General features: G+C 62.7%; 14 protein-coding genes. 11 read left to right on the top strand and 3 right to left on the bottom strand.

The genetic code is table 11. The annotated features are described in order from the left end of the window. The first annotated feature begins 5 nt into the window (after nt 1-5). From F7R11_RS19405 to F7R11_RS19390, 4 genes are all read left to right on the top strand, one after another. Entirely contained in the window at nt 6-740 is a 735-nt protein-coding gene (locus F7R11_RS19405) for a glycoside hydrolase family 16 protein (RefSeq protein ID WP_151180551.1), read from the top strand. Between the two features lie 54 nt (nt 741-794). Further along, on the top strand, nt 795-2,102 hold the full coding sequence (locus F7R11_RS19400) for a glycosyltransferase family 2 protein (RefSeq protein ID WP_064808603.1): 1,308 nt from the start codon (nt 795-797) through the stop codon (nt 2,100-2,102). Nucleotides 2,103-2,105: 3 nt separating this feature from the next. Then, nucleotides 2,106-3,164 carry a hypothetical protein gene (locus tag F7R11_RS19395; protein WP_064808605.1) on the top strand — a complete coding sequence of 353 codons (1,059 nt, stop codon included), beginning with the start codon at nt 2,106-2,108 and terminating at the stop codon, nt 3,162-3,164. A gap of 134 nt (nt 3,165-3,298) precedes the next feature. Further along, nucleotides 3,299-4,237: a hypothetical protein gene (locus F7R11_RS19390; RefSeq protein ID WP_151180550.1), complete on the top strand. Its 939-nt coding sequence runs from the start codon at nt 3,299-3,301 to the stop codon at nt 4,235-4,237. Between the two features lie 242 nt (nt 4,238-4,479). Here F7R11_RS19390 and F7R11_RS19385 read toward each other — a convergent pair whose 3' ends face one another. The 3 genes from F7R11_RS19385 to F7R11_RS19375 form a co-directional block, all read right to left on the bottom strand. Then, nucleotides 4,480-5,550: a glycosyl hydrolase family 18 protein gene (locus F7R11_RS19385; RefSeq protein WP_080981216.1), complete on the bottom strand. Its 1,071-nt coding sequence runs from the start codon at nt 5,548-5,550 to the stop codon at nt 4,480-4,482. A gap of 488 nt (nt 5,551-6,038) precedes the next feature. Then, nucleotides 6,039-6,734 carry a DUF2076 domain-containing protein gene (locus tag F7R11_RS19380; protein ID WP_064808609.1) on the bottom strand — a complete coding sequence of 232 codons (696 nt, stop codon included), beginning with the start codon at nt 6,732-6,734 and terminating at the stop codon, nt 6,039-6,041. A 102-nt stretch (nt 6,735-6,836) separates the two neighbouring features. After that, nucleotides 6,837-7,808, bottom strand: a complete 972-nt coding sequence (locus F7R11_RS19375; RefSeq protein WP_064808611.1) for a GlxA family transcriptional regulator — start codon at nt 7,806-7,808, stop codon at nt 6,837-6,839. Nucleotides 7,809-7,878: 70 nt separating this feature from the next. Between F7R11_RS19375 and F7R11_RS19370 the strand changes: the two genes are divergently transcribed. From F7R11_RS19370 to F7R11_RS19340, 7 genes are all read left to right on the top strand, one after another. Further along, a complete protein-coding gene (locus F7R11_RS19370; protein ID WP_231973309.1) occupies nt 7,879-8,361 on the top strand; it encodes a tautomerase family protein in 483 nt (160 codons plus the stop codon). Between the two features lie 21 nt (nt 8,362-8,382). Continuing rightward, nucleotides 8,383-9,198: a dienelactone hydrolase family protein gene (locus F7R11_RS19365; protein WP_064808615.1), complete on the top strand. Its 816-nt coding sequence runs from the start codon at nt 8,383-8,385 to the stop codon at nt 9,196-9,198. Between the two features lie 136 nt (nt 9,199-9,334). Further along, entirely contained in the window at nt 9,335-11,698 is a 2,364-nt protein-coding gene (locus F7R11_RS19360) for a bifunctional salicylyl-CoA 5-hydroxylase/oxidoreductase (RefSeq protein WP_064808617.1), read from the top strand. A 1-nt stretch (nt 11,699) separates the two neighbouring features. Continuing rightward, nucleotides 11,700-12,473, top strand: coding sequence for an SDR family NAD(P)-dependent oxidoreductase (locus F7R11_RS19355; protein ID WP_064808619.1), 774 nt, complete (start codon nt 11,700-11,702; stop codon nt 12,471-12,473). Then, nucleotides 12,470-13,045, top strand: a complete 576-nt coding sequence (locus F7R11_RS19350; RefSeq protein ID WP_064808622.1) for a MarR family winged helix-turn-helix transcriptional regulator — start codon at nt 12,470-12,472, stop codon at nt 13,043-13,045. Before F7R11_RS19355 ends, F7R11_RS19350 begins: the two co-directional genes overlap by 4 nt. A 17-nt stretch (nt 13,046-13,062) precedes the next feature. Continuing rightward, nucleotides 13,063-13,914, top strand: coding sequence for an enoyl-CoA hydratase family protein (locus F7R11_RS19345; RefSeq protein WP_064808624.1), 852 nt, complete (start codon nt 13,063-13,065; stop codon nt 13,912-13,914). A 1-nt stretch (nt 13,915) separates the two neighbouring features. Further along, nucleotides 13,916-15,091 carry an acyl-CoA dehydrogenase family protein gene (locus F7R11_RS19340; protein WP_064808626.1) on the top strand — a complete coding sequence of 392 codons (1,176 nt, stop codon included), beginning with the start codon at nt 13,916-13,918 and terminating at the stop codon, nt 15,089-15,091. Nucleotide 15,092: the final 1 nt, after the last annotated feature.

Raw genomic sequence — 15,092 nt, 5'->3', positions numbered from 1 at the left:
GTTTGATGTTTGGCCGCCTTTGCGCCATCGGACTGCTCGCTTTCTTGATGTTGCCGGCCTCCGCAAGAGAACTTGATTTTTCTGGTTACCGATGGCTCGTCCGCTCGTCAGACGGGCAATTAGCCGGCCCTGGCCCGAATGTGTTTTCAGGAACCGCTGATTTCGTCAGCGTGGACGTTGATGGAAAGCTCCATCTATCTATCAGAAAAGCGGCAATGGGCTGGGCTTGCTCGGAGATCATGCTGACCCAGGCACCGGGATATGGCACTTACGAGATAGAAGTGGAAACCAATCCGTTTGATATGGATCGACAGGCGGTCTTTGGTTTTTTTACCTACGGAAGTTCGGCCGAGAATAGCCACAGCGAATTGGACGTCGAACTATCTTATTGGGGCAAGCCGTCCGGCCAGAACGCGCAGTTCGTTGTACAGCCTTCAGGCAATCCAGACAATATTCGCCGGTTCAACGTAAATCAATCAAACACCGTTTACGCGATTCACTGGACTAAAGGCATGGTGGAATTCACTGTGAGCGCTGTTAGCGGTCAGATACTTCACCGCTGGGTTCGAACGGAGAATGTCCCTGATCCGGGTGACGCCAAAATCGACATGAATTTGTGGTTGGTAAAAGGCGCTTCCCCACAAAATAACCAACCCATCGATTTTGTAGTCAAACGATTTGCCTTCACGCCTGAGTCCGGATTGCGACGTCAGGAAGAATCCATGCGCTCCGCCAAATAAAACAGGTGGCGGTGAGCGTTATAGAAACATCCCGAAAACCGCGGATAGCTCCTTATGTTCGATGCGCAATTTACTCTGTGGCATTCGTTGCCCATCATGCTCATCCTTTTTATGTTCGGTGGGGGGCTGTTGGTCCGCCTGACGACTGAGGCAGCCCGTCCGCCTCGTGACTACCGCTACCAGCCAAAGGTCAGTGTGCTACTTCCCGTCTACAACGAAGGGGCGCACGTCCTGGAGACGATTGACAGCATCATGGTTGCGGATTGGCCCAAGGACAAACTTGAAATCATTGCCATCGACGACCGCAGTACTGACAACTCGTACCAGTACTTGCAGCAGGCCCAGCAAGCGAATCCGGACCGACTGCGTATTAGCCAGAACCCAGTCAACTCGGGGAAGCACGTCACGCTCACGCGCGCGCTCGAGCAAGCTACCGGGGAGATCGTTATCTGCATCGATAGCGACTGCATCTTTGACAAGAACGTTATTCGCGAATTGGTGGCCTGCTTCTGCGACCCCAAGGTGGGTGCCGTCGGGGGCCATATCGGCATCACCAACGTCAACGAGAACGTCTTTACGATGGTGCAGGCTCTTGTCTACTTCATGAGCTTTCAGGTGGGAAAAATGCTTCAGAACGTGCAAGGCAGCATGTTCTGCATCAGCGGGTGTCTGTTCGCAGTTCGCCGTGAAATCTTCGAGGAGGTCGAGGAAGAAGTCCGCACCCGCAACTGGTTCGGGGTGAAGGTTCGGGATGGCGAAGACCGCTACATGACGCACGCCATCCTCATGCGCGGTTGGAAGACCATCATTAATCCAGCGGCCGTATGCTGGACTGCTGCGCCCGCCCAGCTTTCGCAGCTGTTTTCGCAGCAACTGCGCTGGCGCCGCTCAGGTCTGCGAGACCTGTTCTGGACGCTAGCCCGTCTTCCGCAACACCTTCGCGTGATGGGTCCGCGCCCGCTCCTTACGGCGGTACTGCCCGAACTCTTCACGGTAATCTGGGCCATGTATCTGGTGACGGTGATCCCCGTCTTCGGCATTGGCAACGCCTTGGACACCGTGGCGAGCGCCTTCCTGATGTTCTGCTCTGTGTTTATGGTGGCCGCAGTCTCCTACAACCACTTCATCAAGCACATTGCGTATGGCTCGGACAAGATCAGGTATCCACTGCTGGCGGGTTTGGCGGGCGCTTGGTTCTTTATGGATTCGCTGCTCATTACCATTCTCGCGCTGTGCACCTTTGACGTAGGTGTCTGGGGAACGCGGGAGGTTAATACAGTTCAAAAAAATCAGTACAAGTGGCTGGGTTTCGTTACTGATTTTTATCTTGAAAAAGTACATAAAACCTCCACGGGGAAGTAGAAAATGACGCTGTTCCAAAAATTTTTTGTTAAGGGCTATCGTTGGTTGGCCGTCCTCATTTTGGCGTCGGTGCTGCTCGCTGCGGCTTGCTACTTCGGCATGGTGTTTATATACGGGGTCAACAAAAGCTGGGGGGCTCCAGTCATCATGTCCAAATCAAGCCCCCGCATCGTGTCGATGACTGCGGACGTGTTCCGGGCGCGTCAAGCACTTGATATGCTGAAGCTCAAGCTGAACAGCGCTGAAAAAGCCCGCACCGCCCTCATCAAGCAGAAGGAATGGCTCATTGATCTCGCTGCGCGCTATGAAGAGTCGCTGCAAGTACAAAAGCGGGTTGACCAAGCTTTGACTGGAAAGCTGGGCCGACTGGCTGGGGAGAAGCGCAGTGTGGATGCTAAATCGGCTGAGGTTGTGAAGGCCAATCGAGTGCTGGCCGAGTCCATCGACAAAAACCTGAACGCCGGCTTGATTACTGAGGAGGCCGCCGCTCGTGCTCGCTCCCAGATTGTGTCTGCTGAGGTTTTGTTGAACACCGGCCTCATCGACACAGTCTCGCTGGAGTCTCGAATGAGTGAGCTCAACTACGGCATCCGGACCATCGACGGTGCTGCAACGTCCCCCAAGACCCTCGAAAGCTTGGCTCGTCTGAGTGTCCTCAAGCGTGAACTGACCGAAGCCGAGCTGAAACTGGCTGACCTCGACGCGGAAACCGCAGTCAATACAGCTGAGCGTAAGGAGCTGGAGACATTCCTGGAGAAGCTGATGAGCAGCCCCTATTACCTAGCTGCCTACGGTGCCCAGGCCGTGCACCAGTTCGCTTTCGTTCCCTACGAGAATGAAGAGTCGGTAGCGGTTGGCGCTCCAGTGTATTCGTGCTTCCTCGAAGTTTTGCTGTGCTCCAAGGTGGGTGTGGTCAGGGCGGTGACCCAGGATGAGGAGAAAGGCCGTCATCCGGTGTTTCAACGTGATATTCGCGGGTTCTTGGTCGACCTTGAGTTGACCGACGAAGCCGCCGCCAAAGAGCGAGTACTGTTCTTTGGTGGCCGTCCTCTGATCCTGTAATCGCGACCAACGAGAAGAACAAAATGAGCAAGGCGATTCAGGCGATCGTGGCAGCTGCAGCCACGCTGTTTGCCACCATGGCAGTTGCGGGTGAGAGTGACACATTCTGCGCATTGAACCAGGCGCAAGCAGAAGTGCAAAGCGAACTGCTGGGTTCCGCCGAGGCCTTCACGAACATTGGCGACCCAAATACAGGTATCCACACCATTGCCGTCGGCGTACGCAAATCGCTCTCCAAACACCGACAGGCGCGCGTAGTCCGGCAGTTGGCGCAGGCCCAATGCGATGCTTATCGCCTCGAGAACCGGTTGGCTGAACAAGCGGCGAATGTCGAGCTGCGCGCCGATCTCGTGGCACTCAATGCCATGGAGCCCTTGCTGAAGCAGGCGCTGGAGCAGGCCGAAAACAACGTCCAGAAGGAACAAGCCATGCTGGCCGCACGCTCGGCGCGTCTGACTGATGTGAAGGAAGCGTTTGACCAGGCGGACCGCCTGCGCGGCGAACTGGTCAGTCTCGCCAAGCGTCGGAGCCAGCTGCAAGGCCTGCTGCCCCCCATTGATGAGCCACTCAACGACTTGGTGATTGCCTCAGTGGCAGCCCGGAGCGAAATCGCCGCGCTCAGCAGCAAGATCATTGTTCAATCGGGATGGGATGTGTCGCTGGCTGCGGGTATGCGCAGTGACTTCCGGGCCAATGGCCAACGCGAAGGCTTTGTCGCTGTACAGGCCACGTTCAATTTGGGTAAGCCGGCTGCTGACCGGGCTGCCGGGAAGGTGTCGGCGCTCACCGAACAGTTGCTCAACGAGCAGCACGATGCCAGCGCACAGGGCCTACGTCGTGCAAAGAACACGGTCGCCGGTCTGGCAGCCGGCGAAGCCATGAATGTCTCCACCTTGGAGCAACGTACAGCGCTGGCCAATTCCACGCTGGAGCGCCTGCAAGGAATTGACACTGAAGAGGGCCTGCGCGTACAGCGCACGATGAAGGTGGAACGAATCTCAGCAGAGGCGCAACTCATTGGCTCGCAGGCCCGTTTGCAATACTTGAAGGGCTGGTTGGACCGCAATTCCTGAACGGTCTCGGGTTTCCTCGTGATGCTGTGATGGAGCGCAGCGTTGTCGCGCACGATGACGGTGGAACATCCGTCAACCTAACCTTGAGCAAAACGTTTCGCGATGCTTAGTGGGCGCGCTCCGACTCTGGTTTGTCGTGGATTCGTGCTTGACGACGCTTGTTGTGCTGCGCACATTCGACGTTGCTTAATGGGGCGCGCGTCGCCGGAGCGCAAGGCCCGCTCCCCGCTCTCGCGCCAGAACTATTTCAACGCGGCAGAGATGCCCGTCCAGAAGCTCGCGTCTTCGCTGCCCAGCACCCAGACTGACACGCCGGCCAAGCCGAGCGTGTTGGCCAGTTGCGCCTTGGCTTGAAGTCCTTGCGACGTTTCGTACCAGACTTCATGGGTGCTGCCGTCGCTCGCGACGTAGTTGAAGTGGGCGGACTGGTTGACGGTGTCCCACTGTGGCACAGCATTCGTTGAAGCAATGAGGGTCTGCATGTCCTTGAAAGCCACGGACACACCAGTGTTTGCGGTCCGGTTCCAGTCGTAGCCGTAGGCGGGCAGGCCGAGCAGCACCTTGCTTGCCGGTACCACACTCGTCGCGTACTGCAGCACGGTCTGCATCCAGTCGATGCCGGCAACCGGGCCCGGGGCGCTTCCGGTGAAATGCTGATCGTAGGTCATCACCTGGATGAAGTCGGCAGATTGGCCGATCGACGCAAAATCGTACGGCCATGTCCAGGTATTGCTGGCCGTATCGGCCTGCTTGGGTGGCACGCTGAGGATGAGCTTGGATGCGATCGCGTGGAGTTGCGCCGCCAAGTCCGCCACAAAGCTGCTGTAGGCGGCCCGGTCAGCCGGGTATAGACCTTCGAAGTCGAGGTTGATACCGGACAGACCTTGCGTGCGCGCCAGCGTCACAATGTTCTGCAGCGTGGCGGCGCGATTGGTCACCAGCGCGGCATGGCCGATATCGGGGTCGAATCCCGCCGCTCCGTGGTTGGTGATACACGCGTACGAACCCTTGCCCGCCGCGCGGTTGTTCACCAATAGGCCCGATGGCAGCGTTCCAGTGAGATCGCCGTTGGCGGACGCACGCAGGACGTCGATCGACACCGTATTCACGGGGGTGGTGGCACTCATGGCAGAGGTCAACGAGGCCGTGGTATTGAGCACGTACCCGAGTACGACCTTGCTCACCGTCGTAGCCGGCGTGGCCGCAGCGGGTACGGACTGTGTTGCCGTGGTTGTCGCCACCTCGCTACCGCCGCCACATCCGAAGAGAAACAGAACAGCACAGGCTGCACCGATCATAGATACCCGCTTCATGGGGGTCCCTTTGCGTTCTACTGATATGCAAGGGAATAACGGCGTGGCGAGGAGAAACCTTGATGCTCAGACGTCTCGTCCGTATCAACTAGTAGAGATGTGTGAAGTCATGCGTTCCAAACGCGTGTGCGAGAGCACGGTCGGTTGCGGGAAACGACCAGTAGTGAACCGCCACGCCCATCAAACGGCCCCCAGCTGGAATTGCCGGCAGCGTTGACGGCACGGACGTCGCCTAGGGGTAAGAGGGCCAACCCCGATTGAGGGCGTCGCCAGGCGCGGAATGTTGTCCCCGTTTAAGCCCTCAGTGATGTTGGGATTGGGGCGGGCGTCCTTTGGCATTACCGTAGACAACAAAAAACCCGCGAAGCTTGCACCACGCGGGCTTTTGCACTTTCTCGGATGCGCATCGGACACTTCTTGGTACGGCAGATGACCCAGTTGGCAGGTCACTGACACCGTGGGGAATCGAAGAAGGGCCTTTTGTTTGCCTAGATCAACGTCGAATCATCATCCGAATAGTCACTGCCACCCAGGTCGCTATCGTCGATCAGTCCGAGGCTGTCGTTACGCGACGCTGTGTTGCCGTTGCTATTGCCGCTGTCATTGTCGTAGTAATTGTTGATCACCGTTTCCGTGGTGCCGCCCATCAACGGCTGCTGACCAAAGAAGCCGTCACCGCCACTGTTGTGGTGGAACATGTTCTCAATGCCCTGGAACAGGAGCGCGCCGCCGGCCACGCCGGCTGCCGTGGTGGCCACGCTGCCCAGCGTGCTGCCCAGGCCGCCGCTGAAGAAGCCCGAGCGCGCGGGTTGTGCCGGGGCCTGTTGTACTGGTTGAGCCTGCGGCGGCATCTGCATGGGGGCCGCCTGTTGGGGCGCGAATCCCGGGTTGGGTGCCGCGCTGTTGGCGTGGCTGCCCCAGTTGTTGGCCGAATCCATGAACGAGGTGCTGCGGCCGGCCTGTGCGGCCTGCAACTGGTTCTGCAGCGCGGCGATCTGCGCCTGGGCTGATGCGAGCGCGTGGTCGAGCAGCATGGCGCGCTGCACGAGCAGGTAGGCGGCATCCGGCTGGCGGGCGACTGCTTCCAGAATGCGGGCTTCGGCCTGCGGGTCTTTTGCCCCGGCGCGGGCTTGCGTCAGTTGGGCCAGGAAGTTTTCCAGGGCTTGCTGTTCTTGCGGGGACATGGCGCTTGTTCCTATTTGGGTGGATGCGACGTGTTCAAGTTAGGGGCAAAGTCTTAAACGAAAATTAAAGTGCGGCGGGTTCTTGTGTAACGGCCTGTAACACTAGGATGCGGCCCGGTACTGGCTGGGGTTGGCACCCGACACCTTGCGCATCAGGCGCCGCAGCGCGGTGGCGTCTTCATACCCCACGGCCTCGGCCACGCGGTCGATGGTCATGCGGCTGGATTCGATCAGCATGCGGGCGCGGTTCAGACGCACGCTCTGCACCAGCGCCAGGGTGCTTCTGCCCGTGGCTTCCTGCACGTGGCGCGACAGCGTGCGTTGCGACATGGCAAATTCATCGGCCAGCGCCTGCACGCTGGGCGGATTGGGCAGGGCGGCTTCAATGCGCGCCACCAGCCGGGCGACGAGTGTGTTGCCGTTGGCCAGCATGGCAGGCACCACAAACGGCGCCTGCGCGTGGCGGCCGTCGATCAGCAGCACACGCCCCACGGCATCGGCCAGCGCCACGCCAAAGCGTGTGCGCAGCAGGTGCAGCATCAGATCAGTCTGCGCGAAGGCGGCACCGGCGGTGCTGACGGGGCCATCGGCGCAGACCATGCGATCCGCATCGACCGTGCATGCGGGCTCCAACTGCTGCAGCGTGGCGGCCAGCCACCATGAGGTCGTCACACGGCGCTCTGGCAGCAGCCCTGCCGTCTGCAGCAGAAACACCGCAGAACACGATGCCGCCACGTGGCCGCCTGCTGCGGCATGGGCGGCCAAGTGGTGTGCCGCCCGCTGGGCATCGTCACGCGCCATGCGTGCGGCCAGGGCACCGACATCGTCGATGCCTAGCCCGGGCACGACCCACGTGCTGCTGTCGGGCCGGGGCCGTTTGGGCAAGGCTGCTGCGCCGATCTGCATGCCGCTGCTCAGTCGTACGCTGGGTGCGTCTGCCGACAGCACGCGCCACGTTGGGCGTGCCGCCTTCACGCGCGGCGCGAGCGTCGACGCCGCCTGCAGAACATCCAGCGTGGCCGCCACGCTGGTGGCATATGCGCCTGAAAGGACGAGGATGGTGAAATCCGCCATGACCAAAGTTGCCCGAAAGATGTCGAAATCGACACTGCCAGTCTAGCGGCTCCGGGCGTTCAATGGAGGCATGTCCACTGCACCCACGGTTCACATGCCCAACATCCTCGTCAAGATTCCCGCCGACACGTTTGATGGTGATGCACGTACGGCGCTCGCCCGCCGCATCACCCATGCCGCCGCGCAGGCCGAGCAGATTGCCGATGACCCGCGCAGCCGCGCGACCACCTGGGTGGTGATTGAAGAAGCGCCCGCGGGCGCATGGTGGTGCGGTGGTACCGATATGTCCGCGCACATCGTGCCGTGCCTGGCCATTGCCCATGTGCCGGCGGGTGTGCTGGATGCCGCTGCGCGGGCGCTGTTCGTGCAGCAGATGCACGAGGCGTTTGCGCAGGCGCTGCCCGCAGCCGATGGCCGGCGCGTGGTGACGTCTGTGATGTTGCGCGACGTAGCCGATGGCACGTGGGGCGTGAACGGCGCCTTGTGGGCGCTGCCTGATTTCGCCAGGGCCGCTGGTTATGCGCATCTTCAACACCTGGTTGCCCAACCCTGACCACACCAACGGAGCCCGCGCATGACACGCCACCACCCGCAAGAAGACGACCGCCTGGAAGACTTCACGCGCCGCCAGGTCACCCTGGATGGCATCACCAAAACGGTGTACGTGGCCGGCACGGGCCCGGCCGTGATCGTCATGGCTGAGATGCCCGGCATCAGCCCGCACGTGGCGCGGTTTGCGCGCTGGGTGCGCGATGCGGGGCTGACGGTCTACATGCCGTCGCTGTTCGGGCGCGATGGTGCGGTGCCCGAGGCGGACGCGGGTGCAGAGGTCTTCCGCCACGCGTGCGTGAGTGCGGAGTTCCGCGCGTTCGCGGCCAACCAGTCAAGCCCGGTCACGCAGTGGCTGCGCGCGCTGGCGCGGTTGGCCCAGGCAGAGTGCGGCGGCCCCGGCGTGGGCGCCATCGGCATGTGCTTCACCGGCAATTTTGCGCTGGCGATGATGCTGGAGCCCGCCATGCTGGCGCCGGTGCTGTGTCAGCCATCGTTGCCGTTGAACGAGCCGGGCGGGATCGAGATTGCCCCAGAGGAGGTGGCCGCCGTGCGCCAGCGGCTGGAGCGCGAAGACCTGACCGTGCTGGCCTACCGGTTTGAAGGCGACCGCTTCTGCCGTGCGCAGCGGTTTGCGGCGTATGCGCAGGCGCTGGGTGATCGTTTCGTGGCACGCGTGCTGCCCGACAGCGCTGCGCACCCGTGCCCGCCACCGTTCTTTGCGCAGCATGTGCCGTGTCCGCACAGCGTGGTCACTGCCCACCTGATCGACGCCGCCGGAGAACCTACGGTAGCCGCCCGCGACGAGATTCTGGCGTTCTTCCGGCAGCGCCTTGCCTGAACTGCCCGCCATGCCCTGGAGTGCACTCAGCGCCGCCCCTTTGGTGTAAACCCCGGGGGCGTTGTTTTGCCAAATTGCTTTACAACTAAACTATTCATGACTAATGTAACACCGCATCGAACGCGGAGCCGTTGTCATGAAGATCGTCTGTATTGGTGGTGGGCCGGCTGGCCTGTACTTTGCCCTGCTGATGAAGTTGCAGGACCCGTCACACGACATCACCGTCGTGGAGCGCAACCGGCCGTATGACACCTTCGGCTGGGGCGTGGTCTTCTCCGACCAGACGCTGGGCAACCTGCAGCGCGCCGACGCCAAGAGCGCCGCGCAGATCCTCGACGCGTTCAACCATTGGGACGACATTGAAGTCCACATCCGCGGCCAGGTGGTGCGCTCGGGTGGCCACGGCTTCTGCGGCATCGGGCGCAAGCGCCTGCTAAACATCCTGCAGGCGCGCTGCGAAGAAGAGGGCGTAAAGCTCGTCTTTGAAACCGATGTGCAAGATGACACGGCGTATGCCGACGCTGATCTCATCATCGCCAGCGATGGCCTGAACAGCCGCATCCGCACCAAGTACGCCGCCACGTATCAACCCGATATCGACACGCGCCGCTGCCGCTTTGTCTGGCTGGGCACGCACAAGCTGTTCGAGGCCTTCACGTTTGCGTTTGAACAGACCGAGCACGGCTGGTTCCAGGCGCATGCGTACCGCTTTGACGACGAGACCTCCACCTTCATCGTCGAGGCACCCGAAGAGGTGTGGCGCAAGGCCGGGCTGGAAACGATGGAGAAGGAAGACGCCATTGCCTATTGCGAGCGCCTGTTCGCCAAGTACCTGGATGGCAACAAGCTGATCTCCAACGCCACGCACCTGCGGGGCTCGGCACAGTGGATTCGCTTTCCGCGCGTGGTTTGCAGGCATTGGGTGCACACCAATGAGAACAACACACCGGTGGTGCTGATGGGCGATGCGGCGCACACGGCGCACTTCTCGATCGGCTCGGGCACCAAGCTGGCGCTGGAAGATTCGATTGAACTCGCACGCAGCATCGGCCAATACCCCGGCGACCTGAAAGGTGCGCTCGAACACTACGAAGCCGTGCGCAGCGTAGAAGTGCTGCGCATCCAGAACGCGGCGCGCAACTCGACCGAGTGGTTTGAAAACGTCGACCGCTACGCCAACCTGCCGACCGAGCAGTTTGCGTATTCGCTGCTCACGCGCAGCCAGCGTATCAGCCACGAAAACCTGCGCCAGCGCGACAAGCGGTATCTCGAACAGTTTGAAGACTGGATTGCCGAGCAGGCGGGCGCACCGCGTGCGCCCGAGCATGGTCCCGTGCCGCCGATGTTCACGCCGTTCACGGTGCGCGGCGTCACGCTCAAGAACCGCGTGGTGGTGTCGCCCATGGCGCAGTACTCGTGCGAAGACGGCCAGCCCGCCGACTACCACCTCGTACACCTGGGCGCGCGCGCCATGGGCGGCGCCGGGCTGGTGATGGCCGAGATGACCTGCGTGTCGCCCGATGCGCGCATCACGCCGGGCTGCCCGGGTTTGTGGAACACCGAACACCGCGACGGCTGGGCGCGCATCGTCCAGTTCGTGCATGCCAACAGCGATGCGAAGCTGGGCATCCAGTTGGGCCACGCGGGTGCCAAGGGATCGACGCGCGTGGCGTGGGAGGGCATCGATCTGCCGCTGGACGAAGGGCAGAACTGGCCGCTCATCTCCGCATCGCCCCAGCAGTATCTGGATGGCGTGAGCCAGTGGTCGCACGCCATGACCCGCGACGACATGGACCGCGTGCGGGATGACTTCATCCACTCGGCACGACTGGCGGCGGAGGCCGGCTTCGATTGGCTGGAGCTGCACTGCGCGCACGGGTATCTGCTGTCGTCGTTCATCTCGCCGCTGACGAACCAGCGCAATGACGAATACGGCGGCTCGCTGGAAAACCGCCTGCGCTTTCCGCTGGAAGTCTTCCATGCGGTGCGCGAGGTGTGGCCGAGCACCAAGCCGATGTCGGTGCGCATTTCCGCGCACGACTGGGTGGAAGGCGGCATCACGCCGGACGACGCGGTGGAAATTGCGCGTATCTTCAAGGCAGCGGGCGCAGACATGATCGACTGCTCGTCGGGCCAGGTCAGCAAGAAAGAGCAGCCGGTGTTCGGCCGCATGTTCCAGACGCCATTTGCCGACCGCGTGCGCAACGAGGCGGGCATCGCCACGATTGCCGTGGGTGCGATTTCCGAGGCGGACCACGTCAACAGCATCATCGCCGCCGGCCGCGCGGACCTGTGCGCCGTGGCGCGTCCGCATCTGGCCAACCCGGCCTGGACGCTGAACGAAGCCGCGCGCATCGGCTACCTCGACATGCCGTGGCCCAAGCAGTACCGCGCAGGCAAGCTGCAGCTCGAACGCAATCTCGAACGGGAACGCGCGATGGCGGCGCAGGCGGCGGGGCTCTCGCCGCTGGAGCAGGCCAATCGCATGCAGGGGGTTTGAGATGGCGATGCTTGAAGGGCGACACGCCGTCGTCACCGGAGCAGGGCGCGGGATTGGCGCGGCCATCGCCGCACAACTGGCCGCGCAAGGCGCCACGCTCACGCTGATGGGCCGCAACGCCGCCGTGTTGGAGGCGACCGCCAAGACGCTGCCCGACAGCGCCCGCGCGCAGGTCGTCACGTGTGACGTGACGGATGCGGCGAGCGTGTCCACAGCGTTTGAGTCGGCATGCGCGGGGCTGGGCGCCATCTCCATCCTCGTCAACAACGCGGGGCAGGCGGAGAGCGCACCGTTTGCCAAGACCACGCTCGACCAGTGGCAGCGCATGCTGGCTGTCAACCTCACCGGCACCTTCCTGTGTACACAGGCGGCGTTGGCGGATGTGCAGGCGTCTGGCCGCGGTCGCATCGTCAACATCGCCAGCACGGCAGGGCGGCGCGGCTATGCGTATGTGTCGGCGTATGTAGCGGCCAAACATGGCGTGATCGGCCTCACGCGCTCGCTCGCGCTGGAGCTGGCGACGCGCGGTGTCACCGTCAACGCCGTGTGCCCTGGCTACACGGAGACCGACATCGTGCGCGAGAGCATTGACCGCATCGTCGCTCGCACCGGGCGTAGCGCAGAAGAGGCGCGCGCCGAGCTGGTGAAGGGCAACCCGCAAGGCCGGCTGATTACGCCCGATGAAGTGGCCAATGCCGTGGTGTGGCTGTGCTCCGAAGGCGCATCGTCGATCACGGGGCAGGCCATCTCGGTCTCTGGCGGGGAGGTCATGTGAGCAAGCCCCGCAAGACCGCGCTCGCCACCCGCACGTCTGGTTATCACAAGGTCGTGCAGGCCCTGGGCGATGAACGCATCGGCTTGGAAGCGCGCGCGCATGTGGACGACCACATCGACGTAAAGATCTGGCTGCGCCTGTTGGCGTGCAGCACGCAGATCGAACAGCAGATCCGCCAGCGCCTGCGCACGCGCTTCAACACCACGCTGCCGCGCTTCGACTATCTGGCGCAGCTTGACCGCTATCCGGACGGCATGCGCATGAACGTGCTGTCGCGCTACCTGATGGTGACGGGCGGCAACGTCACCGGCTTGACCGACCAGTTGGAGAAGGAGGGCCTGGTCAAGCGCGAGCCGGATCCGGACGACCGCCGGTCTTTCCGCGTGTCGCTGACCGACGCCGGCCGCCGGAACTTTGCCGAGATGGCCGCTGAACATGAACGCTGGCTGATCGAGATGTTCGACGGCCTGGGTGTTTCGAATAAAGACGCACTGTATGCGCAACTCGGCAGGCTGCGCATGCATCTGGCCGAGCGCGAAGCCGAGCTCGACGCCCGAGAAGATCAACCTTGAACGAACACGACCCAACCATGACCGACCGTATTGATCCGGCCCTCGTGGCCGGCAACCGCCGCCCGCTGGCGGGCTATCAGGCCAAGCACTTCCTGTGGAGCGTGGAGGGCGGCGTTGCCACCATCACGCTCAACCGGCCGGAGCGCAAGAACCCGCTCACGTTTGATTCGTACGCCGAACTGCGCGACCTGTTCCACCAGCTCAAGTGGGCGGATGACGTGAAGGCCGTCGTGCTGGTGGGCGCGGGCGACAACTTCTGCTCCGGCGGCGATGTACACGAGATCATCGGCCCGCTGGTTCAACTGAAGGCGCCGGAGCTGTTGATGTTCACGCGCATGACGGGCGAGCTGGTGAAGACGATGCGGGCGTGCCCGCAGCCGATCGTCGCTGCAATTGATGGCGTGTGCGCTGGCGCGGGCGCCATCCTGGCGATGGCATCGGACCTGCGCTTGGGCACCGTGCGCAGCAAGACCGCTTTCCTCTTCAACCGCGTCGGCCTGGCGGGTTGCGACATGGGTGCCTGCGCCATCCTGCCGCGCATCATCGGCCAGGGCCGCGCGAGCGAGCTGCTCTACACCGGCCGCTCGATGAGCGGTGAAGAGGGCGAGCGCTGGGGCTTTTTCAATCGCCTGTGCGACCCCGCCGAGGTGCTGACCCAAGCGCAAGCGCTGGCTGCCGACCTGGCCGCCGGCCCCACCTTCGCCAACGGCATCACCAAGACCATGCTGCATCAGGAATGGACGATGACGATCGAGCAGGCGATCGAGGCCGAGGCGCAAGCGCAGGCCATCTGCATGCTGACCGAAGACTTCTCGCGGGCGTACCACGCGTTCGTCGCCAAGCAAAAACCGGTATTCGAGGGCAACTGACATGAGCGACAAGGACTACCTGCAGTGGCCGTTCTTTGATGACAAGCACCGTCAGCTTGAAGCCGAGCTGGATGCGTGGGCCACAAAGCATATCCCGCACGACCACGGCGCTGATGTGGATGCCGAATGCCGTGCGCTGGTAAAGCTGCTCGGCCAAGGCGGCTGGTTGCGCCATGCGGTGGGCGGCACGGCCAACGGTGGTGCGGGCGAGACCATCGACACGCGCGCCATTTGCCTGATCCGCGAGACGCTGGCCCGCCATTCCGGCCTGGCCGACTTTGCGTTTGCGATGCAGGGGCTGGGCTCGGGTGCGATCTCGCTGCACGGCACGCCCGAGCAGCGTGAGCGCTATCTGACGAAGGTGGCGCGTGGGGAGGCGATCTCCGCATTCGCACTGTCCGAGCCCGACGCCGGCTCCGACGTGGCCGCCATGGCCTGCGCCGCACGCGAAGATGGCACCGACTACGTGCTCGACGGCGAGAAGACGTGGATCTCCAACGGCGGTATTGCGGATTTCTATGTCGTGTTTGCCCGCACGGGCGAGGCACCGGGCTCGCGCGGCATCAGCGCGTTCATTGTTGAGGCGGGCACGCCGGGCTTTGAGATTGCCGAGCGCATCAACGTGATTGCGCCGCACCCGCTCGCACGCCTGCGCTTTACCAACTGCCGCATCCCGGCCAGCCAGCGCGTGGGCGCGGCGGGCGAGGGCTTCAAGGTGGCGATGCGCACGCTGGATGTGTTCCGCACATCGGTGGCGGCCGCAGCGCTGGGTTTCGCACGCCGGGCATTGGACGAAGCGCTGGCGCGCGCCACCACCCGCAAAATGTTCAGCGGCGTGCTGGCCGACTTCCAGCTCACGCAGGCCAAGCTCGCGCAGATGGCCACCGCCATCGACAGCGCTGCGCTGCTGACCTATCGCGCCGCCTGGCAGCGTGATCAGGGCCGCAACGTCACGCGCGAAGCGGCCATGGCCAAGTTGACCGCTACCGAGAACGCACAGCAAGTGATCGACGCCGCCGTGCAGATGTGGGGCGGCCTGGGCGTGGTGAGCGAGCAGCCGGTCGAGCGCCTGTATCGCGAGATCCGCTCGCTGCGCATCTATGAAGGTGCGACCGAAGTGCAGCAACTCATCATCGCGCGCGAACTCTTGCGCACCGCCACGCCCGCAGCGCACTGAT

It is taken from the genome of Ralstonia insidiosa (genome assembly GCF_008801405.1).
Taxonomy (GTDB): Bacteria; Pseudomonadota; Gammaproteobacteria; order Burkholderiales; family Burkholderiaceae; genus Ralstonia; species Ralstonia insidiosa.
The sequence above is the reverse complement of the archived record's forward strand: the minus strand, read 5'-3'. Positions and strand labels throughout refer to the sequence as shown.

What these genes read in the sequence shown, in the direction of transcription:
- F7R11_RS19405 (WP_151180551.1), top strand. Translation starts at nt 6, where the DNA reads ATGTTTGGCCGCCTTTGCGCCATCGGACTGCTCGCTTTCTTGATGTTG.
- F7R11_RS19400 (WP_064808603.1), top strand. Translation starts at nt 795, where the DNA reads ATGTTCGATGCGCAATTTACTCTGTGGCATTCGTTGCCCATCATGCTC.
- F7R11_RS19395 (WP_064808605.1), top strand. Translation starts at nt 2,106, where the DNA reads ATGACGCTGTTCCAAAAATTTTTTGTTAAGGGCTATCGTTGGTTGGCC.
- F7R11_RS19385 (WP_080981216.1), bottom strand. Translation starts at nt 5,550, where the DNA reads ATGAAGCGGGTATCTATGATCGGTGCAGCCTGTGCTGTTCTGTTTCTC.
- F7R11_RS19380 (WP_064808609.1), bottom strand. Translation starts at nt 6,734, where the DNA reads ATGTCCCCGCAAGAACAGCAAGCCCTGGAAAACTTCCTGGCCCAACTG.
- F7R11_RS19375 (WP_064808611.1), bottom strand. Translation starts at nt 7,808, where the DNA reads ATGGCGGATTTCACCATCCTCGTCCTTTCAGGCGCATATGCCACCAGC.
- F7R11_RS19370 (WP_231973309.1), top strand. Translation starts at nt 7,879, where the DNA reads ATGTCCACTGCACCCACGGTTCACATGCCCAACATCCTCGTCAAGATT.
- F7R11_RS19365 (WP_064808615.1), top strand. Translation starts at nt 8,383, where the DNA reads ATGACACGCCACCACCCGCAAGAAGACGACCGCCTGGAAGACTTCACG.
- F7R11_RS19360 (WP_064808617.1), top strand. Translation starts at nt 9,335, where the DNA reads ATGAAGATCGTCTGTATTGGTGGTGGGCCGGCTGGCCTGTACTTTGCC.
- F7R11_RS19355 (WP_064808619.1), top strand. Translation starts at nt 11,700, where the DNA reads ATGGCGATGCTTGAAGGGCGACACGCCGTCGTCACCGGAGCAGGGCGC.
- F7R11_RS19345 (WP_064808624.1), top strand. Translation starts at nt 13,063, where the DNA reads ATGACCGACCGTATTGATCCGGCCCTCGTGGCCGGCAACCGCCGCCCG.
- F7R11_RS19340 (WP_064808626.1), top strand. Translation starts at nt 13,916, where the DNA reads ATGAGCGACAAGGACTACCTGCAGTGGCCGTTCTTTGATGACAAGCAC.